This is a genomic window from Pseudomonas sp. GP01-A4, from assembly GCF_058780865.1.
This window is the reverse complement of sequence record NZ_JBYSWF010000083.1, coordinates 1-25,997: the sequence shown is the minus strand read 5'-3', so window position 1 is coordinate 25,997 and position 25,997 is coordinate 1. Positions and strand designations below refer to the sequence as shown.

General features: G+C 56.3%; 22 protein-coding genes. 4 read left to right on the top strand and 18 right to left on the bottom strand.

Translation table 11 applies throughout. The features are described 5' to 3' along the window. Positions 1–13: 13 nt before the first annotated feature. The 18 genes from AC3WKX_RS30495 to mtnA form a co-directional block, all read right to left on the bottom strand. Complete coding sequence (locus AC3WKX_RS30495) at positions 14–415, bottom strand: glycosyltransferase family 2 protein (RefSeq protein ID WP_102606085.1); 402 nt, start codon at positions 413–415, stop codon at positions 14–16. Beyond that, positions 412–1,917, bottom strand: a complete 1,506-nt coding sequence (locus tag AC3WKX_RS30490) for an oligosaccharide flippase family protein (protein WP_003218787.1) — start codon at positions 1,915–1,917, stop codon at positions 412–414. Before AC3WKX_RS30490 ends, AC3WKX_RS30495 begins: the two co-directional genes overlap by 4 nt. A gap of 19 nt (positions 1,918–1,936) precedes the next feature. After that, on the bottom strand, positions 1,937–2,350 hold the full coding sequence (locus AC3WKX_RS30485; protein WP_076017300.1) for a GNAT family N-acetyltransferase: 414 nt from the start codon (positions 2,348–2,350) through the stop codon (positions 1,937–1,939). Between the two features lie 14 nt (positions 2,351–2,364). Further along, the gene (locus AC3WKX_RS30480; RefSeq protein ID WP_207241541.1) at positions 2,365–3,039 is read right to left on the bottom strand and encodes a WbqC family protein; all 675 of its coding nucleotides are present in this window, start codon (positions 3,037–3,039) and stop codon (positions 2,365–2,367) included. Between the two features lie 14 nt (positions 3,040–3,053). Beyond that, entirely contained in the window at positions 3,054–4,175 is a 1,122-nt protein-coding gene (locus AC3WKX_RS30475; RefSeq protein ID WP_003218792.1) for a DegT/DnrJ/EryC1/StrS family aminotransferase, read from the bottom strand. A gap of 105 nt (positions 4,176–4,280) precedes the next feature. Beyond that, entirely contained in the window at positions 4,281–5,306 is a 1,026-nt protein-coding gene (locus AC3WKX_RS30470; RefSeq protein WP_023659073.1) for an NAD-dependent epimerase/dehydratase family protein, read from the bottom strand. 51 nt (positions 5,307–5,357) lie between these two features. After that, positions 5,358–6,635, bottom strand: coding sequence for a Vi polysaccharide biosynthesis UDP-N-acetylglucosamine C-6 dehydrogenase TviB (gene tviB, locus AC3WKX_RS30465; protein WP_102606086.1), 1,278 nt, complete (start codon positions 6,633–6,635; stop codon positions 5,358–5,360). Positions 6,636–7,284: 649 nt separating this feature from the next. After that, positions 7,285–8,634: a Wzz/FepE/Etk N-terminal domain-containing protein gene (locus AC3WKX_RS30460; protein ID WP_003218800.1), complete on the bottom strand. Its 1,350-nt coding sequence runs from the start codon at positions 8,632–8,634 to the stop codon at positions 7,285–7,287. A 266-nt stretch (positions 8,635–8,900) separates the two neighbouring features. After that, complete coding sequence (locus tag AC3WKX_RS30455; RefSeq protein WP_102606087.1) at positions 8,901–9,143, bottom strand: lipopolysaccharide assembly protein LapA domain-containing protein; 243 nt, start codon at positions 9,141–9,143, stop codon at positions 8,901–8,903. A 23-nt stretch (positions 9,144–9,166) separates the two neighbouring features. After that, complete coding sequence (ihfB, locus tag AC3WKX_RS30450) at positions 9,167–9,463, bottom strand: integration host factor subunit beta (protein ID WP_003218804.1); 297 nt, start codon at positions 9,461–9,463, stop codon at positions 9,167–9,169. Between the two features lie 339 nt (positions 9,464–9,802). After that, positions 9,803–11,497, bottom strand: coding sequence for a 30S ribosomal protein S1 (gene rpsA / locus AC3WKX_RS30445; RefSeq protein WP_003218806.1), 1,695 nt, complete (start codon positions 11,495–11,497; stop codon positions 9,803–9,805). A gap of 119 nt (positions 11,498–11,616) precedes the next feature. After that, positions 11,617–12,306 (bottom strand): (d)CMP kinase, encoded by a 690-nt coding sequence (gene cmk / locus AC3WKX_RS30440; protein ID WP_003172653.1) that lies wholly within the window; start codon positions 12,304–12,306, stop codon positions 11,617–11,619. Continuing rightward, positions 12,303–14,513: a bifunctional prephenate dehydrogenase/3-phosphoshikimate 1-carboxyvinyltransferase gene (locus AC3WKX_RS30435; RefSeq protein WP_008437686.1), complete on the bottom strand. Its 2,211-nt coding sequence runs from the start codon at positions 14,511–14,513 to the stop codon at positions 12,303–12,305. Before AC3WKX_RS30435 ends, cmk begins: the two co-directional genes overlap by 4 nt. A gap of 28 nt (positions 14,514–14,541) precedes the next feature. Beyond that, the gene (gene hisC / locus AC3WKX_RS30430) at positions 14,542–15,654 is read right to left on the bottom strand and encodes a histidinol-phosphate transaminase (RefSeq protein WP_102606088.1); all 1,113 of its coding nucleotides are present in this window, start codon (positions 15,652–15,654) and stop codon (positions 14,542–14,544) included. A gap of 9 nt (positions 15,655–15,663) precedes the next feature. Continuing rightward, complete coding sequence (pheA, locus tag AC3WKX_RS30425) at positions 15,664–16,758, bottom strand: prephenate dehydratase (protein WP_003218812.1); 1,095 nt, start codon at positions 16,756–16,758, stop codon at positions 15,664–15,666. Next, on the bottom strand, positions 16,758–17,843 hold the full coding sequence (gene serC / locus AC3WKX_RS30420) for a 3-phosphoserine/phosphohydroxythreonine transaminase (protein WP_003218814.1): 1,086 nt from the start codon (positions 17,841–17,843) through the stop codon (positions 16,758–16,760). Before serC ends, pheA begins: the two co-directional genes overlap by 1 nt. Positions 17,844–18,061: 218 nt before the next feature. Beyond that, the gene (gene gyrA / locus AC3WKX_RS30415) at positions 18,062–20,725 is read right to left on the bottom strand and encodes a DNA gyrase subunit A (RefSeq protein ID WP_003218817.1); all 2,664 of its coding nucleotides are present in this window, start codon (positions 20,723–20,725) and stop codon (positions 18,062–18,064) included. 302 nt (positions 20,726–21,027) lie between these two features. Continuing rightward, on the bottom strand, positions 21,028–22,104 hold the full coding sequence (gene mtnA, locus AC3WKX_RS30410) for an S-methyl-5-thioribose-1-phosphate isomerase (RefSeq protein WP_003218821.1): 1,077 nt from the start codon (positions 22,102–22,104) through the stop codon (positions 21,028–21,030). A 108-nt stretch (positions 22,105–22,212) separates the two neighbouring features. On the opposite strand from mtnA, the gene AC3WKX_RS30405 reads away from it, so the two are divergent. From AC3WKX_RS30405 to AC3WKX_RS30390, 4 genes are all read left to right on the top strand, one after another. Further along, positions 22,213–23,544: a TRZ/ATZ family hydrolase gene (locus AC3WKX_RS30405; protein ID WP_003218823.1), complete on the top strand. Its 1,332-nt coding sequence runs from the start codon at positions 22,213–22,215 to the stop codon at positions 23,542–23,544. 63 nt (positions 23,545–23,607) lie between these two features. Beyond that, positions 23,608–24,306 (top strand): bifunctional 2-polyprenyl-6-hydroxyphenol methylase/3-demethylubiquinol 3-O-methyltransferase UbiG, encoded by a 699-nt coding sequence (ubiG, locus tag AC3WKX_RS30400; RefSeq protein ID WP_003218825.1) that lies wholly within the window; start codon positions 23,608–23,610, stop codon positions 24,304–24,306. Positions 24,307–24,310: 4 nt separating this feature from the next. After that, entirely contained in the window at positions 24,311–24,982 is a 672-nt protein-coding gene (gene mupP / locus AC3WKX_RS30395) for an N-acetylmuramic acid 6-phosphate phosphatase MupP (protein WP_003218827.1), read from the top strand. 189 nt (positions 24,983–25,171) lie between these two features. Further along, the gene (locus AC3WKX_RS30390) at positions 25,172–25,912 is read left to right on the top strand and encodes a YciK family oxidoreductase (RefSeq protein ID WP_003218829.1); all 741 of its coding nucleotides are present in this window, start codon (positions 25,172–25,174) and stop codon (positions 25,910–25,912) included. The last annotated feature ends 85 nt before the right edge of the window (positions 25,913–25,997 follow it).

Sequence of the window (25,997 nt, the reverse complement as noted above, 5' to 3'; positions counted from 1 at the left end):
ATGAGTGTCCGGATCAGCGTGGAATCACTGTCCGGATGCGCGTGGAATGGGTGTCCGAGTCAGCGTGGAATCCGCATTGAGCCTGTAGTTTCCCTGGAAGAGCGTAATCATCACCATCTAGATGAGCAATGTACTTGCCGCATGCCAAAGCGTGCACTTCAAGGTAATTTGCCGTGATACCAACATTCTTTTCATGTATAAGCGGCTTGACAATATCGGGGTATTGCTCCGCCAAACTACGTACTACGTCGCTGGTGCCATCTGTCGAACAGTCATCACCGACGATCACCTCAAACTTGAAATCCGTGACCTGATTAATCAAGCTCAACAAGCACTCGCTGATATAACCAACCTGATTATAAGTCAGCACACATACTGAAACCTTTATATTTTCTCCCTCGGAAACAATACTCACACGCCTCTCCGCCCAACAATCTTGTTAGCTACCATTGCCCGGGCAGCGCTTGAAAAAGCCACCGCGGTCAACATAATTAACCCACCTGAAACAAACACTATGAGCACGCTTAAAATCCTGCTTTCACTTCGCACATCTACCCAATTAACAAGCAGTCCGGCTGCGGCTGCGGGTAAAACAATCAAACCTATATCATGAGTCAGCCACTTCTTGTGGAGCCCAGGCTCAAGCCTCGAATGAACGAACCAAACCCAAAAGATCAAGAATGTCAGGTTGACCATCATCCAACTGTAGCCAGCACCGATGCTTCCGTAATAGGTCGACGAAAAATAGATAGCGGGGACCATGACGCATAACAAAATCAGGTTACCCAGAAAATGAAGCCTCAGGTTTCCGCGAGCATACTGAAGATAGTAAGGGAATGCTGAAACCGCCAAGCACCCGTTTCCAATCGCATACAACACCATTGTCGGGGCAACGTTTTCGACAACGGTCGCGTCACCTGTCCATGCCCACAGCAAAGGACGCGCACAAATTGCAAGGGTAATCGATGCAGCACCGGCAATAATGGAAACAAGTTGAGTAGAGTTACGATAAATCGTAATCACATCAGCTTCCTTGTTTTCGGCATGTAAGCGGGCCATTCGCGGCATAATCGCGCTGCTGATCGGTCCGGTTATAACCATTACCCCGCCAGCAATCAGCACCGCCAGAGTGAAGTATCCGTACTGGCTTAGCGGCAATATGCTCGAAAGTATCAACTTATCTGTCTGCGTGACCATTACCCAAATTGAGGCAGTAAACGCCACCGTGAGGGAAAAAGCCAAGACACTTCTAATGGGTTTGAGCGACCACCCCATCGACGCGCTGACTACCTTTGGGAGTACGCCATACGACTTAATGTACAACCCGAGAATTTCCACAACCGCAATAATTAATTGATAAAAGAAGAATACAATCGGCGTATATCCATAAAACCACATCACGGGCAAAACAAATATAAATCTGAGTGTCGCAATGATTGACGTATAGCCACTCAACCAAACCAGATGTTCGCCACCGGTGATGACGCCTCGATACAAGCCACATATCCAGCGGATTGCGATACATGCGGCCATTATCTGTATAGCAAAACTCGCCTGTTCGACACTCAACGCATCAAGTTTCAGCCAATGTTTTACAACAAGCGGGGCAAACAGATACAACGTAATAAAGCCGAGAATGCCAATGCCCAGAAATAAAACATGGAGCGCCCGGAACAACCGCCGAAAGTCCAATGCCGATACCGCACCAGCCTTGAAACGTGCAGTTTCCCTGCCGATCGTAGGTGTCAAGCCAAGATCAAGCAAGCTGAACCAAGCCTGCAGCATGGAGAAAAATCCAACCAGGCCATAGGCTTCCGCGCCCATGTATTTTATATAGACAGGCAGCATCACGATGCCAATCAACGTCACATATATTTGGCTTACGTAGTTAGCGGCTATGTTCTTCTGAAGCGACAATTGTTTATATCCCGAATATTTATAGCCGAACCTGCATTTTTATGTTCGTGTCGCCGTCTGCTACTATCTTGAATCCATACCGCGTGTAAAGCTTTATCGCTGAACTGTTCCCTGCGCGTACCTCCAGGCTGCATGCAGTGAAACCGCGACTCTTCATCACCATGAGTGCGCTGCTCAGGAGCTCGCCCCCAAGCCCTTTGCCTCGGCCACTTGCAGCGATCAAAAGCAACGCTATGTATCCCTCCCTGGATACATCATTATTGCAGTAAAATGCCACAAACCCGTTATACGACCCACCAGAGTGATGGATGAGAATCTCTGCCTGGTCTTCAATTTTCAGAATGTAGTCTTCTGCAGAGATACCGCGAATAAACTCTCCTTTTTGAAGACGCTGCTCAATGTGTATTAAATCTTTCAGCTCTGGGGGCAGCATAAATAACCCATCGTTTATTTATTAGTGACAAGCTGGCGAGCTTCATCAAAAGAGTTAAACATCATCACATCCAAAATAGAGAGGCCGGGCTCGAAATCTCGTCCCGCCTGTGGATACTCAACTAGCGCCGGCTTGACAAACTTCAGGTCAATGCCTCGCGAAGCAAAACTCTCTTTCTCATAGAGAAGCGCACCACCTGGTAAATTCCAGTACTCGTCGGCCTGCTCTTTATTGCAAATATCCAGAATTCGGTCTTCGCTTTTCAATTGCTCGTTTGCGTAAACCTTCGAGCTCATTACCATCTCAGCATCGATACCCAATGCCTCGACCGTTAACAAAACACTGGATTTTGCATAATCAGAAATTGAGTCTTGTTCTTGCTCGAGAACGGCGTTGAACAACTCGAAACACGCTTTGAAGTTTGGTGCTTTCGAATAGTTCTGTTTGACCGCCTCGGTCAGCTTACGGACCCAGAGTGATTTTTTCTGGGTTTGCACGTCACAAATTTTTTGATTAGAGCTCGCCCCAAGGAGCGGAATAGTCATATAACCGACTTTGCCGGATACAAATATCCGATTTCTATTTATCCATCCATTTTTAATGAAATCGACATCATCATAGAAAACGAACTTATCCACGGACCCTATCAGCTTAAAATATCCGACATACGGAAAAAAGTAAGGCTGCATTATTGCGAGCTTCATTACGACGCTTTTCTCACATTACGAATTATTTCGACAACCTTATCAACGGCAGACATCTCCAGCGCCGGATAGATAGGAAGGCAAAGAACTTTCGATGAAATATCATGAGCCACAGGCAGGTTCCGACTGTCCGCTGAAGGCATGCTTCTATACATGGAAAACTCGCTGATTAAAGGAAAAAAGTACCGTCTACCGAATACGTTTTGCTCCTTTAACACTTCGTAAAGCTCGTCTCGCGAGAGCGGGTAATCATCTTCAACCAGAATGGGGTAGTACGAATAATTCGACTCAAGGCCTGCACTGATGTGGCTCAGGCTGATACCTTCAACACTTTTTAATCCGGAACTGTAGCGTTGACCAATTTCTTTACGCAGACTCATCGCACTGTCGATATGCTTCAGCTGAAGCAACCCAAACGCCGCGTTAATCTCGCTTAATTTCCCATTTATCCCTGGTGCGACCACGGTGACTTCATCTACAAAGCCAAAGTTCTTCAATTGTTCTATGCGTTTTTTTGTCTTCGCGTCGGGGCAGACGATGGCGCCGCCCTCAAAGGTATTGAATACCTTAGTGGCATGGAAGCTCAAAATGCTCAAGTCGCCATGGCGAAGAATACTTCCCCCTGCATCGTTAACGCCGAACGCATGAGCGGCATCATAGATAATTTTCAGATTGTAATTATCAGCGATATTCTGAATAGCGTCGGTATCGCAGGAATAACCATAGCAATGCACTGGCATGATAGCTGTGGTTTTCGACGTAATTGCCGCCTCGACTTTTTTCGGATCCAAATTAAAAGTAACAGGATCGATATCCACGAAAACAGGCTGCAGCCCATTCCACAACAAAGAGTGGGCAGTCGCAACGAATGAGTAAGGTGTCGTAATGACTTCGCCTGTAACTCTGAGCGCCTGCAGCGCAGTCAATAACGCGATTGTACCGTTATTAAAAAGCGCAATGTGCTCCACCCCCAGGTACTCACAGAGCTCCTTTTCAAGCTGCTGGTGCATTGGGCCGCCATTGGTCAGTGTCTTGCTCTCCCATATTTTTTCAAGATAGGGAACAAACTCTTCTAGTGGCGGAAGGTAGGGCTGAGTTACATAAACAGGCTTATCGCTCATAAAACTTCCTTGCGCTAATCTTAATCACTCAACCGCGCCTCGTAGCTGAGTACTTATTAGTAAGTCATATAGCGAGATAGAGAGAACCCATATCTCGCGCTATTCTTACTTCAAGAATTCCGCATACCAAGGCATGGCCTTTGCGATGCCTTGCCCAATATTAAACTTGGGTGCATATCCCAAAAGCGTTTGTATCTTGCCAATATCTGCTTGTGAATGGCGCACATCACCCGCGCGAAAGTCTCGATACACAGGCTCTTTATCATAAGTGATGCCGTTTTCCGCCAGGGATTCGCGCAACGCCGAAAACAACATATTGAGATCAGTGCGCCCACTGACCGCCACATTATAAACCTGATTGCGCGCGGAAGAATCGCTTGCAGTCGCGGCTAAAATATTGGCTTGAACTGTATTCTCGATGAAGCAGAAATCCCGACTGGTTTCACCATCACCATTGATGAAAACTTCCTCGTTTTTTATCATCGCAGCCGCCCATTTTGGGATAACAGCCGCGTAAGCACCATCAGGATCCTGCCGCTTGCCAAAAACATTGAAGTAACGCAAACCGATTGTTTCAAAACCATAGCATCTGGCGAAAACGTCGGCATACAGTTCATTGACGTACTTGGTGACCGCGTAGGGGGACAGCGGCTTACCGATCACATCTTCAACTTTTGGCAGACCGGGATGATCGCCATAAGTCGAACTGCTTGCCGCGTAAGTAAAACTCTTTACCTTGGCATCCCGTGCCGCGACCAACATGTTGAGGAAGCCATCAATGTTGGTACCGTTTGTTGTGATCGGGTCGTTAAGGGAACGAGGAACAGACCCCAAAGCGGCCTGATGCAGTACATAATCCACACCTTCGCAGGCCTGATGACAATCCTTGAGCTCTCGAATGTCACCTTCGACAAATCGAAAACGTGCCCACTGCTCAGGGAGAACTGTATTTTTTACTTCGTCGAGGTTTCTTTGGTGACCGGTAGCGAAATTATCCAACCCGACAACCGTCTGATTCAAACCAAGCAGTGTTTCCAACAAATTAGAGCCAATAAAACCCGCAACTCCGGTGACTAACCAGGTTTTCGGCGAAGCTGGAAGTGTTTCTATCAGAGTTTCGTAGCGGGTCATCGATATTAGCTCGTAATTTGATTTAGGTTAACGACTTCAGAAACCTGGGGCTTACAGGCGAATGTCCGATTCTTCACGACTCAGAAGATATTTAAGATCATAAAGAACGTGCTCCGCCTTACCGAACCGGCGGATATTTTCTGCACCCAGGGCACGGAACTCATTGTGAGCGACCGCCAGAACGATACCGTCGTATGCATTTACTCCCGGCTCGGAAACAGGAGTGATCCCATACTCATGCTCCGCTTCGGCAACACTCACCCATGGATCATAAACATCCACAGCAATGTTGTATTCTGCCAGTTCACTCACGATATCGACGATACGAGTATTACGCAGGTCCGGGCAGTTTTCCTTGAAAGTCAGACCCATGATCAATACGCGAGCACCATCTACATGGATGCGCTCTTTCAACATCGCTTTTACCAACTGTGAAACAACGTAAGCGCCCATGCCATCATTCAAACGACGGCCGGCCAGGATGATTTCCGGATGGTAGCCGATTGACTGGGCTTTATGGGTAAGGTAGTAGGGGTCAACACCGATGCAATGCCCGCCGACCAACCCTGGACGGAACGGAAGGAAGTTCCACTTCGTACCCGCGGCCTCAAGCACCGCTTCCGTATCAATGCCCATCTTGTTGAAAATAATCGCCAGCTCGTTGATAAGCGCAATATTCAAGTCGCGCTGAGTGTTCTCGATAACCTTGGCAGCCTCGGCAACCTTGATGCTGCTAGCCTTGTGAGTGCCCGCGACAATGATCTGATTGTAAAGTGCGTCGACCAGGTCAGCGATTTCAGGCGTGGAGCCGGAAGTGACTTTTTTGATCGTAGTAACCCGGTGCTCTTTGTCGCCCGGGTTGATCCGCTCAGGACTGTAGCCAGCAAAGAAATCGACGTTGAACTTGAGACCAGAGACCCGCTCAAGAACCGGGACGCAGTCTTCTTCTGTAGCGCCTGGGTATACAGTTGACTCGTAAATAACCAGATCGCCCTTCTTCAACACCTTCCCGATGCTTTCAGAAGCCTTGATCAGAGGCGTCAGGTCTGGCTGGTTGTATTCGTCGATAGGGGTCGGAACGGTAACGACAAAAGTGTTGCAGGCAGCCAGCTCATTCAGCTCACAGCTATAACTCAAATAGCCCGCCTGCTTCAGCTCCTCGTCACTGACTTCAAGAGTTGAATCATGTCCTTCTTTCAAGGCTTGGATACGCGGCTGGTTAATGTCAAACCCGACCACCGTCCGATGCTTACCAAACTCCACTGCGAGGGGCAGGCCCACATATCCAAGGCCGATAATGGCGAGCTTAATATCTTCCAGTTTTTGCATAATCAAAGCCTAAATAATCAGAGAATCCATAATATTTACTGAATTAATTTCAGTATGAAGTGCTTCAAGCGCGACGCCGATTCAGTACTCTCTCCTGGTACAGTCATGGCTCGCACATCCAACTAATCCCTCAGTGATGCTTTTTGAGGCATTCCACCACCTATATTATTCGTCAGCAGCATATTCCATCAGCGAACAATTCAGGTCTGTTTCTGGCACTGCCGCAGCCTCCCCTGTCGAATAGGGTACGTATCGCTCCTGGCCCATCAGCGCCGGATAGTTTAAACACCACAACCCGCTGAACACCATGAAGAATATCGCCCTCAGTTACACTCGGAATCGGATAATCAGAAGACCGCGAAGCATAGCGCAATGCCATCATGCTTCGATGATTCTCAATTAGAAGAGTTCCATGACAGCTAGATAATCATACTACGCGATACCAATATAAATCAGAACTCGCGGCATCCGGATCCCGACGTCAGACATGCAACGCCAAGAGCCTGAAGGCTCATGGCATGCCGGAGAGTCATTTTTTGAACACCCGAAGGTGATTTGGTTCGCTATAGGAGCAGTCCCTATACCGAGAGAAGAATTGGAGATCGGGTTGTTTGCACACAATCGAGCGACACAACCCTACTGGACGCAGTTAATACACTCGCGTCTGAGCCTGAGCTTTTCCCTCTCCAAGCAGTTCAGAGCCGAGAACGGGCACTTGACGTGTCGCCATTCTTTTCCTGCTTGCCAGCAGTGTTCGAGCCAGAGCAATCAGAACGCCAAGAATCCCACCCAGAACCAGCCCCATTGCGAGCACGAGAGCTTTCTTCGGCTTAATTGGACTCAGCGGCTCGAGCGCCTGCTTGTCAATAGTCACCAGTTTCAACCGACTCATATCGATATTCAGTTTACGTAGCCGAGCCTCCTCTGCACGCAGGGGCTCCACATTGATTAGAAACAGGTCTTCATTCTCACGACGATTCAAGACCTCAATCTGACGATTGGCCCGCAGCAGTTGAAGCTCTTTGGCAATTTGCGCGATACGACCTTCAGTAAAGTCATCAGACGTGCGCCGTTGCAGGGCATTTCGCTCTGCCTCCAGTGCATCTACGCCCATAAAATATAGGGGGATCTGCTGGTTATTGATTTCGGTACGCATCATGCCTGGCGTCCCAGCGCGGTTTTCATCGCCGAGCGACGAGGGAGTAGCTGGCTTTTTAATACCCAGCGACTTGGCGATGCCAATTGCCTCGTTCAGCAGTACAAGCCGATCACCACGGATGATTTTCAATTGGGCCCTGAGCGCTTTGAGCTCATCCTGCAACTGGGCACGCCGAAGCACATCAGCTTCAGTCAGAGTGGCAATTTTTGCCTCTTTATCGATCTCATAGCTTGAGCGAGCAGCTTTCAGCTTACCTTCAATCTCGTTCAGTCGGTTTTTCACGATTACGTTCAAATCAGCGCCGATCTGCTGACGCTCGGCATCAATCGCGAACTGAATAAACCCGTTCAAAATCGAGACACCATCAATTCCCTTGGGATAGTTCATCTCAAGTTTGATATAGGCACTCAGGGAGTCGGCTTTTTTAGGATCAGGCAGAACCAGATTGATCGAGTTACGATTGAACTCCTCAAAACTCTGCTCGAGAGTTCTTCCTGGACGCTCAAATGCCTTAAATAGATTTTGATGAGTCCGAAAAAAACTCAGGCGGGTGTCATACGACTCAAGAGACGCTCCGACCCTGATCAGCGCCTCTCCAGGAGGAAGACCGTAAATTTCAGATCGATTCAACGCATCCAATTCGTTGATCGCCGCAGGGCGCAAAACGCTACTAACTTGATATTCAGGAGTCGCAAAAAAGGCATAAGCGGCAGCCATCGCGCCAACAAGCGCGGTGACTATGACTATGAGGACCTTTTGCTGCCATACCGCCTGAAAAAGCGCGACAAGATCAATTTCATCGGATGGTGGTACCGGAGGGGCATTAAAACTACTACTCACAACAAAAACCTGCCTTCAAAGAGAAACTGCGGGCTCGTTATGCAGACAATTCATGGTTTTTTAGAATTATAAACATCTGGCTCGCCCCCGGCGTCGCTGCTGGGATGAGCCACAAAAATTGCCTATTCTCGAGAACAGCAAGCATTTTGCCATCTAATTGCCATATTACAAGTCTTGACAATCTGTAGGACTGTTCCGAAAAAGCCAAACTCCTTGAAAAATGCTACAAAAGCTTGCGCGGCACCCCATGCGCACCGAGCTATCAATCAGGGCGCCAGCCTCTTCGACCGAGGAGAGCGATTCAACCTAAACGCCAAACCCACCAATGGACTAACGGTCATTCCTACAAGCAAAGCCAATGTCATTAAGATGGAAATCGGTGCCTGGGGAGTGGTCCACCCCAGGAATGACAAAGCGGCGCTCTGTTGATTCTCCAGCACAAACGCCAGCACCCCAACCATGACGAGCAAAGTAATCAGCACCGACACAACGCGCTTGACCCCACGCATAAACTTCTCCTACCCAAAAACCCTCAGACGCCTTCTTCTTCGTCTTCGTTCACCCGATCGCGCAATTCCTTGCCCGGCTTGAAATGAGGCACGAACTTGCCGTCAAGGCTGACGGACTGCCCGGTTTTTGGGTTGCGCCCCACACGAGGCGCACGATAGTGCAGCGAGAAGCTACCAAACCCACGAATTTCAATCCGATCGCCGGTAGCCAGACATTGGGACATCTGCTCAAGCATGGTCTTGATGGCCAGCTCCACATCCTTGGATGAGAGCAGCCCTTGATGGGTGACAATTCGTTCGATCAACTCCGACTTCGTCATATTTTTCCCTTCTTTTTCAAGCAGCTAGGAAAAGCGCTTCGAAGGTTTTAGCATGACCGGAGGAATTTGAACAGCCCATGTATTGACTTATATTCAAAGACTTGGGGTGCAACTCGAAGAGAGTTGGCATTGCGCACCACGACAGCCAGCTCTCGCTCAGTCTCACTGGAGGCACTCCAGCGCGATCGCTGCCAGATAGAGCCTGTAAGCGCGAACGCGCTGCCAGCGCGACGACGGCGCTCCAGCCACAGAACGCCAAGGCGACGCTGCACACAACACCAAATCCCAGGCACAAAAAAGGGCGACCGAAGTCGCCCTTTTTCTATGGTCTGACAGAACTTAGTTCTGCTTTTCCATTTGTGCACGCAGCAGGTCGCCCAGAGTGGTAGGACCAGCAGAAGGCTCAGAGGTAGCTGGCTTGTCGCGCAGGCTCTGGATGGCTTCTTTCTCTTCAGCATCGTCTTTCGACTTGATGGAGAGCTGGATTACGCGGCTCTTGCGGTCAACGCTGATGATCTTGGCTTCTACTTCTTCGCCTTCTTTCAGAACGTTGCGCGCGTCTTCAACGCGGTCACGGCTGATTTCGGAGGCTTTCAGAGTCGCTTCGATATCGTCGGCCAGAGTGATGATGGCGCCTTTAGCGTCAACTTCCTTCACGATGCCTTTAACGATTGCGCCTTTGTCGTTCTCTTGAACGTACTCGGAGAACGGATCGCTTTCCAGTTGCTTGATACCCAGGGAGATGCGCTCGCGCTCTGGGTCAACCGACAGGATAACGGTGTCCAGCTCGTCGCCCTTCTTGAAACGACGAACAGCTTCTTCGCCAACTTCGTTCCAGGAGATGTCGGACAGGTGAACCAGACCGTCGATGCCGCCGTCCAGACCAATGAAGATACCGAAATCGGTGATCGACTTGATGGTGCCGGAGATTTTATCGCCCTTGTTGAACTGGCCAGAGAAATCTTCCCATGGGTTAGATTTGCACTGCTTGATGCCGAGGGAGATACGACGACGCTCTTCGTCGATGTCCAGAACCATAACTTCCACTTCGTCGCCGACTTGTACGACTTTCGAAGGATGGATGTTCTTGTTGGTCCAGTCCATTTCGGAAACGTGTACCAGGCCTTCCACGCCTTCTTCCAGCTCTGCAAAGCAGCCGTAGTCGGTCAGGTTGGTAACACGCGCGGTGACGCGAGTGCTTTCTGGGTAACGAGCCTTGATAGCGACCCATGGATCTTCGCCCAGCTGCTTCAAGCCCAGGGAAACACGGTTGCGCTCACGATCGTACTTCAGAACCTTGACATCGATCTCGTCGCCAACGTTGACGATTTCCGATGGATGCTTGATACGCTTCCAAGCCATGTCGGTAATGTGCAGCAGGCCATCGACGCCACCCAGATCGACGAATGCGCCGTAATCGGTGAGGTTTTTGACGATACCTTTGACTTGTTGGCCTTCCTGCAGGGATTCCAGCAGAGCTTCACGCTCGGCGGAGTTCTCTGCTTCCAGGACGCTGCGACGGGAAACGACAACGTTGTTGCGCTTCTGGTCGAGCTTGATGACCTTGAATTCGAGTTCCTTGCCTTCCAGGTGCGTGGTGTCGCGCACAGGACGAACGTCGACCAAAGAACCTGGCAGGAACGCACGGATGCCGTTAACGTCGACAGTGAAGCCGCCTTTAACCTTACCGTTGATAACGCCCTTGACCACTTCTTCAGCTGCGAAGGCTGCTTCGAGAACAATCCAGCATTCAGCGCGCTTGGCTTTTTCACGGGACAGCTTGGTTTCACCGAAACCGTCTTCAACCGAGTCCAGAGCAACGTGAACTTCGTCACCGACATTGATAGTCAGGTCACCAGCATCGTTGTAGAACTGTTCCAGCGGGATCAGAGCTTCAGACTTCAGACCAGCGTGAACGGTTACCCAGCGAGCTTGGTAATCGATATCAACGATAACACCGGTGATGATGGAGCCTGCCTGAAGGTTCAGGGTTTTTAGGCTTTCTTCAAAGAGTTCCGCAAAGCTTTCGCTCATTTTAATTCCTGTTGATAAGGGCGAAGAATACGCCCATCTCCACACCCCAGACGGTGTGGGTCAGTTTCAATTAAAAGAAGCACCACAGGACTATGACTGGTCCCCTGCGGCCTTCTTGGTCACCCGGCGATATCGCGAATGGCGATCTCACTCAAGATGCGTTCCAGCACCTGCTCGATGGACAACTCCGTGGAATCCAGCTGTATGGCGTCAGCCGCCGGCTTGAGCGGGGCTACCGCACGCTGGGTATCACGCTCATCGCGTGCACGGATCTCATCTAGCAGACTCGACAGACTAACACCATCGACTTTGCCCTTCAACTGCAAGTAACGGCGACGGGCCCGCTCCTCGGCGCTGGCCGTGAGGAAAATCTTCAGCGGCGCCTCGGGGAAGACCACCGTGCCCATGTCGCGGCCATCGGCCACCAGACCCGGCGGTTCCTGAAAAGCCCGCTGGCGCTGCAGCAAAGCATCGCGCACCGCCGGCAATGCGGCGACCTGGGAAGCCCAGGAGCCGACCTGCTCGTTGCGCAGGTCGTCGGTCACATCGTCCCCTTCCAGGATGATGCGCTGGGGATGACCTTCGGTCGCCCCGACGAACTGCACGTCAAGATGCGCAGCCAGCAGCTTCAGCGATTCTTCGTTGGTCAGGTCGACACCATGGTTGCGGGCGGCAAAGGCCAGCAAGCGGTATAGCGCCCCGGAATCCAGCAGGCACCAGCCCAGGCGCTTGGCCAGGATGCCGGCGATCGTGCCCTTGCCCGAGCCACTTGGCCCGTCGATGGTAATCACCGGTGCTTTGATATTCACAATTGAGCCTCTTGGGCAACACGGATGCCGACTTGGGCACACAGTGTAAGAAAATTCGGAAAAGACGTAGCCACGTTGGCACAGTCATGGATACGAATCGGCGCAGCCGCTCGCAGGGAAGCCACGCTGAAGGCCATGGCAATCCGGTGATCGCCATGGGCGTGGACTTCACCACCGCCGATCACGCCACCATCGATAATAATCCCATCAGGTGTCGGTTCACACTTCACGCCCAGCGCAAGCAGACCGTCGGCCATGACCTGGATCCGGTCGGACTCCTTGACCCGCAGCTCCTCTGCCCCACGCAATACCGTCCGGCCTTCGGCGCACGCCGCAGCCACGAACAACACCGGGAACTCATCGATAGCCAGCGGGACCAGGGCTTCAGGAATCTCGATCCCCTTCAACGGCGCCGCACGAACACGCAAATCAGCGACCGGCTCACCACCCACTTCCCGTTGGTTTTCCAGGGTGATGTCCGCGCCCATCAGTCGCAGGATATCGATCACGCCGGTACGGGTCGGATTGATACCCACATGTTCAAGCAACAGCTCGGAGCCTTCGGCGATTGAAGCCGCCACCAGAAAGAACGCCGAGGAGGAAATATCCCCAGGCACCTCAATATGGGTCGCGGTCAACGCATGGCCCGACTCGACCGCAGCCGTAGCGCCCGCCACGTCCACCGGATACCCAAAACCGCGCAACATCCGCTCGGTATGGTCGCGGGTCGGCGCCGGTTCGGTAATCGAGGTTTTACCCTCGGCATACAACCCGGCCAACAACAGGCAGGACTTGACCTGAGCGCTGGCCATCGGCAATGCGTAGGTCAGCCCCTTGAGTGCCTGGCCGCCACGAATGGTCAGCGGCGGGCGCCCTTCCGGCCCGGTCTCGATCACCGCGCCCATTGCGCGCAATGGCTTGGCCACGCGATTCATCGGGCGCTTGGACAGCGAGGCGTCCCCCGTCAACACACTGTCGAAGCGCTGGGCCGCCAGCAAACCGGACAACAACCGCATGGAGGTGCCGGAGTTACCCAGATAGATCGGACCTGGCGCCGGCTTCAAGCCATGCAGGCCAACCCCGTGGATGGTGACGCGCCCATGGTGCGGGCCTTCAATCACCACGCCCATGTCGCGGAACGCCTGCAAGGTCGCCAGGGCGTCCTCACCCTCCAGAAAACCTTCGACTTCAGTGACACCGTCCGCCAGAGAACCGAGCATGATCGAGCGATGGGAGATCGACTTATCCCCAGGCACGCGGATCTGCCCGCTCAAGCGGCCACCGGGACTGGCGAGAAACACCAGGTCATCCGCGTTTACTGCAGCATCCATATAGGCCCGACGCGCCAGAATCTTGCTGAAATGCTCCCGTGCCACCCGCGCACGGGTGAACACGCCCAACAACTGGTGCCCGTCGCCAGCATCGACCGCGTCGCGCAAGGCGTCGAGGTCGCTGCGGAACGTGTCCAGGGTGCGCAACACCGCATCGCGGTTGGCAAGGAAGATGTCGTGCCACATCACCGGATCACTACCGGCGATCCGGGTAAAGTCGCGGAAACCACCGGCGGCGTAGCGGAAAATCTCGAGGTTCTCGTTGCGCTTGGCCAGCGAATCCACCAGGCCAAATGCGAGCAAATGCGGCAGATGGCTGGTCGCTGCCAGCACTTCATCGTGGCGCTCGACCTGCATATGCTCGACATCCGCCCCCAGCTCGCGCCAGAGCCGATCCACCACGGCCAGTGCCGCAGGATCGGTTTCATCCAGCGGTGTCAGAATCACTTTATGGCGACGGAACAGCTGCGCATTGGACGCCTCCACCCCGCTCTGCTCGGACCCGGCAATCGGATGCCCAGGCACAAACCGCGCAGGCATGCCACCAAAGGCCAGCCGCGCCGCACGCACCACATTGCCCTTGGCACTGCCGACATCGGTCAGGATTGCCTGGCCCAGATCCATGCCGGCCAACAGCGCCAGCAACTTCTCCATGGCCAGGATCGGCACCGCCAGCTGAATGACATCCGCGCCCTGGCAGGCTACAGCGAGATCAGCCTCGCAACGGTCCACCACACCCAACTCCACCGCCAACTTGCGCGATTGCGGGTCCAGGTCCACACCGACCACTTCGCCACACAGGCCGCTTTCCCGCAGGCCCTTCGCAAAGGAGCCGCCGATCAATCCCAGACCGACCACCACCAGGCGACCGATCATAGGTACAGCAGGTTGCAATGCAGTGACATCAACCACGAGCCAGAACCTTGGCCAGCGCTTCGAGGAAGCGGCTGTTTTCAGCAGGCAGACCGATGGTGATGCGCAGGTGGTTCGGCATGCCGTAATTGGCCACCGGACGCACGATCACACCCTCGCGCAGCAAGCCCTGGAACACAGGAGCCGCCACTTGGCCGAGGTCGACGCAGATGAAGTTGCCCTTGGACGGAATCCAGCCCAGGCCCAGCTCACGGAAGCCTTCCTGCAATTGCAGCATGCCGCTTTCGTTGAGGCGACGGCCTTCTTCCAGGTACTCGGCGTCCTGCACCGCAGCGCAAGCCGCCGCCAGTGCGAGGCTGTTGACGTTGAATGGCTGGCGCACACGGTTCAACACATCGGCTACCACCGCAGTGGACAAGCCGTAACCGACCCGCAGCGACGCCAGGCCATAAGCCTTGGAGAAGGTGCGCGAGACCAGCAGGTTCGGATAAGCCGCGAGGAAGTCCAGGCCGTCCGGCAAGTCGCTGCCTTCGGCGTACTCGATGTACGCCTCGTCCAGCACCACCAGTACATGCTCCGGCACGTCCTGCAGGAAGTTATCCAGCACCTCGGCGCTGAACCAGGTGCCGGTCGGGTTGTTCGGGTTGGCGATAAACACAACACGAGTATTGCCATCGATGGCCGCCAGCATGGCTGGCAGGTCATGACCCCAGTCTTTCGCAGGAATCACACGCGCCTCGGCGCCAACGGCCTGAGTGACGATCGGATAGACCGCAAACGCGTGCTCGCTGAATACCGCGTTCAGGCCCGGCGCCAGATAGGCGCGGCCGACCAGCTCCAGAATATCGTTGGAGCCGTTACCCAGGGTCACCTGGTTGATATCAACGCGGCAGTTTTTCGCCAGCAGGGACTTGAGTTCAAAGCCGTTACCATCAGGATAACGGGTCAGTTCGGCCAGCGCCTCACGAATCGCGGGCAGTACCTTGGGGCTTGGGCCCATCGGGTTTTCGTTACTGGCCAGCTTTACGATCTTCGACGGATCCAGATTCAACTCACGCGCCAGCTCGTCCACAGGCTTGCCCGGAACGTAAGGCGACAGTTGTTGCACGCCCGGCTGCGCCAGGGCGAGGAAGTTGCCACTCATGTTAAAGCCTCACAAAACCGCTTTCGGGTAAGAGCCCAGCACCTTGAGTGCCACGGCTTCCTGACTGATTTTCTCGAGCACACCCTTGACCAGTGGGTCGCGGTGATGGCCGACGAAGTCGATAAAGAACACATAAGTCCATTTACCGCTGCGCGAAGGACGAGTCTCGATTCGCGTCAGGTCAATCCCGTTGTCGTGGAACGGCACCAGCAGCTCATGCAGCGCGCCGGGCTTGTTGCTCATGGAGACGATGATCGATGTCTTGTCGTCGCCGGTCGGCGGCACTTCCTGGCTGCCGATCATCAGGAAGCGCGTGGAGTTATCCGGGCGATCCTCGATTTTCTCGGCCAGGCGCGTCAGCCCATACAGGCCGGCAGCCATGTCGCCGGCAATCGCCGCCGAGTTCCACTCACCCTTGACCCGCTTCGCCGCTTCGGCGTTGCTGGACACCGCCACGCGCTCCACATTCGGGTAGTGCGCGTCCAGCCACTTGCGGCACTGGGCCAGGGACTGGGCGTGGGAGTAGATGCGGCTGATGCTGTCGGTCTTGGTGTTTTCGCCCACCAGCAAGTGGTGGTGAATACGCAACTCGACTTCGCCGCAGATCACCATGTCGTGCTCAAGGAAGCTGTCGAGGGTGTGGTTGACGGCACCTTCGGTGGAGTTTTCCACCGGCACCACGCCAAAATTCACCGCCCCGGCGGCCACTTCACGGAACACTTCGTCGATCGCAGCCATCGGCTTGCTGATCACCGCGTGACCGAAGTGCTTCATGGCCGCGGCTTGAGTGAAGGTGCCTTCCGGGCCCAGGTAAGCCACTTTCAGCGGCTGCTCCAGTGCCAGGCACGAAGACATGATTTCACGGAACAACCGCGCCATCTCTTCGTTGCCCAACGGGCCCTTGTTGCGTTCCATCACGCGCTTGAGCACCTGGGCTTCACGCTCCGGACGGTAGAATACCGGCACTTCGCCTTCAGCCAGGGAAGCCATCTTCACCCGTGCAACTTCCTGGGCGCACCGCGCGCGCTCACTGATCAGTTCCAGGACTTTCTCGTCCAGGCTGTCAATGCGTACGCGCAGGGCCTTGAGTTCTTGCTCAGACATTAGCCGTGTTCCTTTTCGAACTCTGCCATGTAAGCCACCAACGCCTTGACGGCGTGGATATCGACAGCGTTATAGATGGAGGCGCGCATGCCACCTACCGAACGGTGGCCCTTGAGGTTCAACAGGCCGCGCTCGTCGGCGCCGGCAAGGAAAGGCTTGTCCAGGCGGTCATCCGCCAGGCGGAACGGCACGTTCATCCACGAACGGTCGGTCAGGTTGATCGGGTTGCTGTACAGGCCGCTGGCGTCGATGAAGTCGTACAGGGTACGTTTCTTCTCTTCGTTGAGCTTGCCCATGGCAGCCACGCCGCCCTGCTCTTTCAGCCATTCGAACACCAGGCCCGACAAGTACCAGGCGAAGGCCGGCGGGGTGTTGTACATCGAGCCGTTATCGGCCGCGACCTTGTAGTTGAGCATGGTCGGGCATAGCGAACGCGCACGACCCAACAGGTCTTCACGGACGATGTTGACTAGGATGCCGCTCGGGCCGATGTTCTTCTGTGCACCGGCGTAGATCATGCCGTACTTGGACACATCGATCGGGCGCGAGAGGATGTCCGAGGACATGTCGCAGACCAGCGGGACATCACCCACTTCCGGCACCCAATCGAACTCCAGGCCGCCGATGGTTTCGTTCGCCACGTAGTGAACGTAGGCCGCGTCTTTCGACAGTTTCCACTCGTTCTGACCGGGGATGGCGAAGTAGTCGTAGGGCTTGGCCGTGCCTGCCACATTGACGTGACCGTAACGGGAGGCCTCTTCAATGGCCTTCTGCCCCCAGATACCGGTGTCGATATAGTCCGCAGTGCCGTCTTCCGGCAGCAGGTTCAGCGGGATCTGGGCGAACTGCTGGCTCGCACCACCCTGCAGGAACAGCACTTTGTAATCGGACGGGATGTCCAGCAAGTCGCGCATATCCTGCTCGGCCTTGGTGGCAATGGACACGAACTCATCGCTGCGATGGCTCATTTCCATCACGGAGAGGCCTTTTCCATGCCAGTCGAGGAGTTCACCCTGCGCGCGCTGCAGGACTGCTTCAGGAAGCGCCGCGGGACCGGCACAGAAGTTATAGGCTCTCTTGCTCACATCCAATCTCTCTGATCTGGTGGGACTGCAATCAACATCCCGCAACGCGGAACCCTGTAGGAGCTGGCTTGCCAGCGATGCAAACGACTCGGCGCTTCACTTGAATCGAGTTGATGCCATCGCCGGCAAGCCGGCTCCTACAAGAGCGGCGCGGCGTCGTATTTCAAACGGGACAAACAACAAGGGGGCGAATCTTCATCCGCCCCCTGTGTGTCCGCTTATTCCTGCGGTTCTTCTTCGTCTGCGGCAGCGTCGAGTGTTGGCTCGTCGACGCCGTCATCGGCATCGCCGATCACTTGCCCCTCGAGTGCAATCCCCTCTTCACCTTCCAGCTCCTCGCCTTCGACTTCCGACGGCTCCTGGACACGCTCCAGGCCTACCAACGTTTCGTCGCTGGCCAGCTTGATCAAGGTCACGCCCTGGGTGTTACGCCCCAGGCTCGACACTTCATCAACCCGGGTACGTACCAGGGTGCCCTGGTCGGAAATCAGCATGATTTCCTCACCATCCAGCACCTGGACCGCGCCGACCAGGCGGCCGTTGCGATCGTTGCTGACCATGGCGATAACGCCCTGGCCGCCACGCTTGTACTCGGGGAACTCGCTGATGGCCGTACGCTTGCCGTAGCCGCGGGCCGATGCCGTGAGGATCTCGCTGCCTTCTTCCGGGATCAGCATCGAAATCAGCTTCTGCCCTTCCGGCAGGCGCATGCCGCGCACACCGCGGGCGGTACGGCCCATGGCACGAACGTCGGATTCCTTGAAGCGCGTGACCTTGCCGCCGTCGGAGAACAGCATGACTTCACGCTCGCCGTCGGTGATGGCCGCGCTGATCAATACGTCGCCTTCGTCCAGTTCGAGGGCGATCAGGCCCACGCTGCGTTGACGGCTGAAGGATTCCAGCGGGGTCTTCTTCACGGTGCCTTTCGCAGTGGCCATGAAGATGAAGTGACCTTCGGTGTACTCGTCTACCGGCAGCATGGTGGTGATGTATTCATCACTGTCCAGCGGCAGCAGGTTGACCAGCGGACGACCACGGGCAGCGCGGGACGCTTCCGGGATTTCGTAGGTTTTCAGCCAGTACACCTTGCCCTTGCTGGAGAACAGCAGCAGCGTGGTGTGGCTGTTGGCAACCAGCAGGTGAGCGATGTAGTCCTCATCCTTGACGCCGGTAGCCGATTTGCCTTTACCGCCACGACGCTGGGCCTGGTACGCCGCCAGAGGCTGGGTCTTGGCATAGCCACCGTGGGAAATGGTCACGACGCGATCCTCTTCCGGGATCATGTCACCCAGGGTCAGGTCGAGACGGGCGTCGAGAATCTCGGTGCGGCGCACATCGCCGTATTCGGCGCGGATCACTTCCAGTTCTTCGCGGATCACTTCCATCAGGCGCACGGCGCTGTTGAGGATGCGGATCAGCTCGCCGATCTGGTTGAGGATCTCCTGGTACTCGGCCAGCAGTTTCTCGTGTTCCAGGCCGGTCAGACGGTGCAGACGCAGTTCCAGAATGGCCTGGGCCTGTTCCGGGGAGAGGAAATACTTGCCGTCGCGCAGGCCGTATTGTGGGTCCAGGGTCTCCGGACGGCACGAATCGGCACCGGCACGTTCCACCATCGCTACTACGGCGCTGGATTCCCACGGCATCTTGATCAGCGCTTCCTTGGCTTCCGACGGCGTCGGCGAAGCCTTGATCAGGGCGATGACCGGGTCGATGTTCGACAGCGCAACAGCCTGGCCTTCCAGGATGTGGCCGCGTTCACGGGCCTTGCGCAGTTCGAATACGGTACGGCGGGTTACCACTTCGCGGCGGTGACGCACGAAGGCTTCCAGCAGATCCTTGAGGTTCAGGATGCGCGGGCGGCCGTCGATCAGCGCTACCACGTTGATACCGAATACGCTTTGCAGCTGGGTCTGGGCGTAGAGGTTGTTGAGGATCACCTCAGGCACTTCGCCACGACGCAGCTCGATCACCACGCGCATACCGTCCTTGTCAGACTCGTCGCGCAGCTCGGTGATGCCTTCCAGCTTCTTCTCTTTAACCAGCTCGGCGATCTTCTCGATCAGACGCGCCTTGTTCAACTGGTAAGGGAGTTCGGTGATGACGATCTGCTGACGGCCACCGACCTTGTCGATGTCTTCGATGATCGAGCGGGCACGCATGTAAATGCGGCCGCGACCGGTACGGTAGGCTTCGATGATGCCGGCGCGACCGTTGATGATCGCGGCGGTCGGGAAGTCCGGACCCGGGATGTACTGCATCAGCTCATCGACGGTCAGCTCGGGGTTGTCGATGAGGGCCAGGCAACCGTCGATGACTTCACCGAGGTTGTGTGGCGGGATGTTGGTGGCCATGCCCACGGCGATACCGCTGGAGCCGTTGACCAACAGGTTGGGAATACGGGTCGGCATGACCGCCGGGATCATTTCGGTGCCGTCGTAGTTCGGCACCCAGTCCACGGTTTCCTTGTGCAGGTCAGCCAGCAGCTCGTGCGCCAGCTTGGTCATGCGCACTTCGGTGTATCGCATGGCCGCAGCGTTGTCGCCGTCGACCGAACCGAAGTTGCCCTGGCCGTCTACCAGCAGGTAGCGCAGGGAAAACGGCTGGGCCATCCGAACGATGGTGTCGTACACCGCAGTGTCGCCGTGAGGGTGATACTTACCGATCACGTCACCGACAACACGGGCAGATTTCTTGTACGGCTTGTTCCAGTCGTTACCCAGCTCGCTCATCGCGAACAGCACACGCCTGTGCACGGGCTTCAAGCCATCGCGCGCATCAGGCAGTGCCCGACCGACAATTACGCTCATCGCGTAGTCGAGGTAGGACTGTTTCAGCTCGTCTTCGATATTGACCGGGAGGATTTCTTTGGCCAGTTCGCCCATGAGAAGCCTGATTCCTTTTTCGGGTGAAACCTCGTCACATCCTATGGGACGAACGAAGCTCGCCGCTGCCGGCATGATGCCTGGCAACGACTTACGACAAATCAACGAGTTATGACACGGATCTGCGCATTAAAGGTTACCCCTTGGGGTGACCCTGGAAACCGCCGGATGTTATCACAATCGCCGCCACGCACCTATCCCCCTGATGCGCATGGAGCATAGTAAGTTGACGGATGACAGGCTTGACGGCGACGAGAGGGCCTTAGAGCTGGATCCAAGGGGATTTTTGCGGGCAAATTGCCTCAATGCAGGCGTTTACGACACATCAGCTGCGCCAACTTCGCCGTGTCGGGGCGTTCGACGATGCCTTTTTCAGTGACGATCACATCAATCAGGTCCGCCGGCGTCACGTCGAACACCGGGTTGAAGGCGTCTACATCAGCGGCTACGCGGGTGCCGCCGACTTCCAGCAGTTCACGGGCGTCGCGCTCTTCAAGCGGCACGTCATCACCGCTGGCCGCCATCAGGTCGATGGTTGAGCTGGGCGCCACCACCATGAAACGCACGCCGTGATGCATGGCGCACACCGCCAGCTGATAGGTGCCGATCTTGCTGACCACATCGCCATTGGCCGCAATGCAGTCGGCACCGACGATCACCCAGGTCACGCCTTTGGTCTTGAGGATATGCGCACCCGCCGAATCGGCATTCACGGTGACCGGAATGCCTTCATTGGCCAATTCCCAGGCCGTCAGCCGCGAGCCTTGCAGCCAGGGCCGGGTTTCGTTGGCGTAGACGCGCTCCACCATGCCTTCCAGGAACGCTCCGCGAATCACCCCGAGCGCGGTACCGACGCCGCCGGTAGCCAACGCACCCGCATTGCCATGGGTCAGGATCGCCTGGACATTGCCCTGGTGCTTGCGGATCAGCTCTACACCCAGCTGCGCCATGGTCAGGTTGGCTTCACGATCACTTTGGTGAATCGCCACCGCCTCGGCCTCCAGCACCTTCAACGGATCGGCGTGTTTCTTGAGGCGATCGAGGCAATCGCGCATGCGCTTCATGGCCCAGAAAAGATTCGACGCGGTCGGGCGGGTATCCGCCAGCAGCGCGTAGTCCTCTTCCCAGGCGGCCTGCCAGTCATCGCCCTCGGCGATGTGGGCACGAGCGGCCAGCACCAGGCCATACGCCGCACTGATGCCAATGGCCGGCGCACCGCGCACCACCATCGTGCGAATGGCCTCGGCCACCTCGGCAGCACTGGTGCAGGCGACCCAGGTTTCTGCAGACGGCAAAATACGCTGATCGAGCAGGTACAGTGCGCCATCACGCCAGTCGATGGCCTTCACTTTCTCCGCAGCCAACAGTCGATCGCGCATCCCTCACCCCGCACTCATGAACAAAAGCCGCCGATTATAGCGATCCGCCAGCCAGGACGCTCGGGTATACTTCGCCGTTCTTTATAGATGCCTGGGAAACTGCCCTCGATGACACCGACTGCCGCCCCGCTCGACTTATTGCTGCTGCCCACCTGGCTGGTACCTGTCGAGCCTGCCGGCGTAGTGCTCAAGGAGCACGCCCTGGGCATTCGTGACGGGTGCATTGCGTTTATCGGCCCACGCGCCGCGGCCTTGAAGCTCGCAGCGAGCGAAGTGCGTGAACTGCCGGGCATGCTGCTCAGCCCCGGCCTGATCAACGCCCACGGCCACGCCGCCATGACGCTGTTTCGCGGCCTGGCCGACGACCTGCCGCTGATGACCTGGCTGGAAAACCACATCTGGCCCGCCGAGGCCAAGTGGGTCGACGAAGCCTTCGTCCGTGACGGCACTGACCTGGCCATCGCCGAGCAGATCAAGGGCGGCATCACGTGTTTCTCGGACATGTACTTCTTCCCGAAAGTCGCCAGCGAACGGGTGCACAACAGCGGCATGCGTGCGCAAATCGCCATCCCGATCCTGGATTTCCCGATTCCCGGCGCTGCTGACGCCGACGAGGCGATTCGCCAGGGCGTTGAGCTGTTCGGCGACCTCAAGCATCACCCACGGATCAAAATCACCTTCGGCCCGCACGCGCCGTACACCGTCTGCGATGAAAACCTGGAAAAAATCCGGGTGATCGCCGAGGAACTGGACGCCTCGATCCACATGCACGTGCATGAAACCGCCTTCGAAGTGCAGCAGTCCGTTGAACAGCGTGGTGAACGCCCGCTGGCACGGCTTGGCCGCCTGGGTTTGCTGGGGCCGCGCTTCCAGGCCGTTCACATGACCCAAATCAGCGATGACGACCTGACTTTGCTGGTAGAAAGCAACACCAGCGTGATCCATTGCCCGGAATCCAACCTGAAACTGGCCAGCGGCTTCTGCCCGGTGGAACGCCTGTGGCAAGCCGGCGTCAATGTGGCAGTAGGCACCGACGGCGCGGCCAGTAACAATGACCTCGACCTGCTGGGCGAAACCCGCACCGCCGCGCTGCTGGCCAAGGCCGTTGCCGGCTCGGCCACCGCCCTGGATGCCCACCGCGCCCTGCGCATGGCCACCCTCAACGGCGCCCGGGCCATGGGCCTGGAAAGTCAAATCGGCTCGCTGGAAGTCGGCAAGGCCGCTGACATCGTGGCCTTCGACCTGTCGGGCCTGGCGCAACAACCGATCTACGATCCGGTCTCACAGCTTATATATGCCACCGGACGCGATTGTGTGAAACACCTTTGGGTCGGCGGCAAGCAATTGCTCGACGACCGGCAACTGACCCGCCTGGATGAACAACAGTTGTGCGCCACGGCCATCGCCTGGGGCCAGCGCATCAGCGGACACAGCGAATAACACCCGCCCTGGCAACGCATGCCAGGGCCGGCAAAACGTTTTATCAGATTTAGAGGATTCCCCATGAGCAACGTCGACCACGCTGAAATCGCCAAATTCGAAGCCCTCGCCCATCGCTGGTGGGACCGCGAAAGCGAGTTCAAACCCCTGCACGACATCAACCCGCTGCGGGTCAACTGGATTGACGAGCGCGTCAACCTGGCCGGCAAGAAGGTACTGGATGTGGGTTGCGGCGGCGGGATCCTCAGTGAATCCATGGCCCAGCGCGGCGCCACCGTGATGGGTATCGACATGGGAGAAGCGCCATTGGCCGTGGCCCAGCTGCACCAACTGGAGTCGGGCGTGAACGTCGAATACCGGCAGATCACCGCCGAAGAGCTGGCCGAAGAGATGCCCGGGCAGTTCGACGTGGTCACTTGCCTGGAAATGCTCGAGCACGTGCCGGACCCGTCCTCGGTGATCCGCGCCTGCTTCCGCATGGTCAAGCCCGGTGGCCAGGTATTCTTCTCCACCATCAACCGCAATCCGAAGGCGTACCTGTTCGCGATCATCGGTGCCGAATACATCATGAAGCTGCTGCCCCGCGGCACCCATGACTTCAAGAAATTCATCCGCCCTTCCGAGCTGGGCGCCTGGAGCCGTCAGGCCGGGCTGACCGTCAAGGACATCATCGGCTTGACCTACAACCCGCTGACCAAGCACTACAAGCTGGCCAGCGACGTTGACGTCAACTACATGATCCAGACCCTGCGCGAGGAGTAAGCCTGTGAAGTTGCGAGCGGTTCTTTTCGACATGGACGGTACCCTGCTGGACACCGCGCCAGACTTTATCGCCATCTGCCAGGCCATGCGCGCTGACCGCGGCCTGGCACCGATCAACGACCAGCACATCCGCGATGAAATCTCCGGCGGCGCCCGGGCGATGGTTGCCGTGACCTTTTCCATGGACCCCGAATCCCCGGGCTTTGAAGAGCTGCGCCAGGAATTCCTCGAGCGTTACCTCAAGGGCTGCGCGATTCACAGCAAGCTGTTCGAAGGCATGGAAGAGCTGCTGGTGGATATCGAGAAATCCAGGCTGATCTGGGGCGTGGTCACCAACAAGCCACTGCGCTTTGCCGAACCGATCATGCAGCAGCTGGGCCTGGCCGAGCGCTCGGCGCTGCTGATCTGCCCGGACCACGTGAAGAACAGCAAGCCGGACCCGGAACCGTTGATCCTGGCGTGCAAGATGCTCGACCTGGACCCGGCCAGCGTGCTGTTCGTGGGGGATGACCTGCGGGACATCGAGTCGGGCCGCGACGCCGGCACTCGTACTGCAGCGGTCACCTACGGCTATATCCACCCGGACGACAACCCGCGCAACTGGGGTGCCGACGTGGTGGTGGATCACCCGCTGGAATTGCGCAAAGTACTGGACAGCGCGCTGTGCAGCTGCTGATCGGGACTGCCTGAGGTTGCTGCAACTTTGTGGCGAGGGAGCTTGCTCCCGTTCGACTGCGCAGCAGTCGCGAAAAGCTGGGGCTGCTTCGCAACCCAACGGGAGCAAGCTCCCTCGCCACAGAAGCCTTGGCCAGCCTTAGCCGCAATCAATCACATGGATTTTCTGTGAACTTTGTCGAGGTTGTTTATGTTTGATTACTCCGCACGTCCAGAACTGCTCAAGGGCCGGGTCATCCTGGTCACCGGCGCCGGTCGCGGGATTGGCGCAGCGGCGGCCAAAACCTATGCGGCCCACGGCGCCACCGTGCTGCTGCTGGGCAAGACCGAAGCCAACCTGGCCCAGGTCTACGACGAAATCGAAGCCGCCGGCCAACCGCAGCCGGTGGTGATCCCGTTCAACCTGGAGACCGCCCTGCCCCATCAATACGATGAGCTGGCAGCGATGATCGAAAAGGAGTTCGGCCACCTCGACGGTTTGCTGCACAACGCCTCGATCATCGGCCCGCGCACACCGATCGAGCAGTTGTCCGGCGAGAACTTCATGCGGGTGATGCATGTGAACGTCAACGCGATGTTCATGCTGACCAGCACGCTGTTGCCGCTGCTCAAGCTGTCCCAGGATGCGTCGGTGGTGTTCACCTCAAGCAGCGTGGGCCGCAAGGGCCGGGCTTATTGGGGGGCTTACGGGGTGTCGAAGTTTGCCACCGAAGGGCTGATGCAAACCCTGGCGGACGAGCTGGATAACGTCGCACCGGTGCGCGCCAACAGCATCAACCCAGGCGCCACCCGCACCAGCATGCGGGCCCAGGCGTATCCAGGGGAGAACCCGACCGATAACCCGACACCGGAGGAAATCATGCCGGTGTACCTGTACCTGATGGGGCCGGACAGTACCGGCATCAATGGGCAGGCGTTTGACGCGCAATAACTATCTGGAACACAGTACAACCTAATGTGGGAGCGGGCTTGCTCGCGAAGGCGGAGTGTCAGTCAACAGAGATATCGACTGATCC

Coding starts and splice junctions, on each gene's coding strand:
- AC3WKX_RS30485 (WP_076017300.1), bottom strand. CDS start 2,350: ATGCTGCCCCCAGAGCTGAAAGATTTAATACACATTGAGCAGCGTCTT.
- AC3WKX_RS30480 (WP_207241541.1), bottom strand. CDS start 3,039: ATGCAGCCTTACTTTTTTCCGTATGTCGGATATTTTAAGCTGATAGGG.
- AC3WKX_RS30475 (WP_003218792.1), bottom strand. CDS start 4,175: ATGAGCGATAAGCCTGTTTATGTAACTCAGCCCTACCTTCCGCCACTA.
- AC3WKX_RS30470 (WP_023659073.1), bottom strand. CDS start 5,306: ATGACCCGCTACGAAACTCTGATAGAAACACTTCCAGCTTCGCCGAAA.
- tviB (WP_102606086.1), bottom strand. CDS start 6,635: ATGCAAAAACTGGAAGATATTAAGCTCGCCATTATCGGCCTTGGATAT.
- AC3WKX_RS30455 (WP_102606087.1), bottom strand. CDS start 9,143: ATGCGTGGGGTCAAGCGCGTTGTGTCGGTGCTGATTACTTTGCTCGTC.
- ihfB (WP_003218804.1), bottom strand. CDS start 9,463: ATGACGAAGTCGGAGTTGATCGAACGAATTGTCACCCATCAAGGGCTG.
- rpsA (WP_003218806.1), bottom strand. CDS start 11,497: ATGAGCGAAAGCTTTGCGGAACTCTTTGAAGAAAGCCTAAAAACCCTG.
- AC3WKX_RS30435 (WP_008437686.1), bottom strand. CDS start 14,513: ATGATCGGTCGCCTGGTGGTGGTCGGTCTGGGATTGATCGGCGGCTCC.
- hisC (WP_102606088.1), bottom strand. CDS start 15,654: ATGAGTGGCAACTTCCTCGCCCTGGCGCAGCCGGGCGTGCAACAACTG.
- pheA (WP_003218812.1), bottom strand. CDS start 16,758: ATGTCTGAGCAAGAACTCAAGGCCCTGCGCGTACGCATTGACAGCCTG.
- gyrA (WP_003218817.1), bottom strand. CDS start 20,725: ATGGGCGAACTGGCCAAAGAAATCCTCCCGGTCAATATCGAAGACGAG.
- mtnA (WP_003218821.1), bottom strand. CDS start 22,104: ATGCGCGATCGACTGTTGGCTGCGGAGAAAGTGAAGGCCATCGACTGG.
- AC3WKX_RS30405 (WP_003218823.1), top strand. CDS start 22,213: ATGACACCGACTGCCGCCCCGCTCGACTTATTGCTGCTGCCCACCTGG.
- ubiG (WP_003218825.1), top strand. CDS start 23,608: ATGAGCAACGTCGACCACGCTGAAATCGCCAAATTCGAAGCCCTCGCC.
- AC3WKX_RS30390 (WP_003218829.1), top strand. CDS start 25,172: ATGTTTGATTACTCCGCACGTCCAGAACTGCTCAAGGGCCGGGTCATC.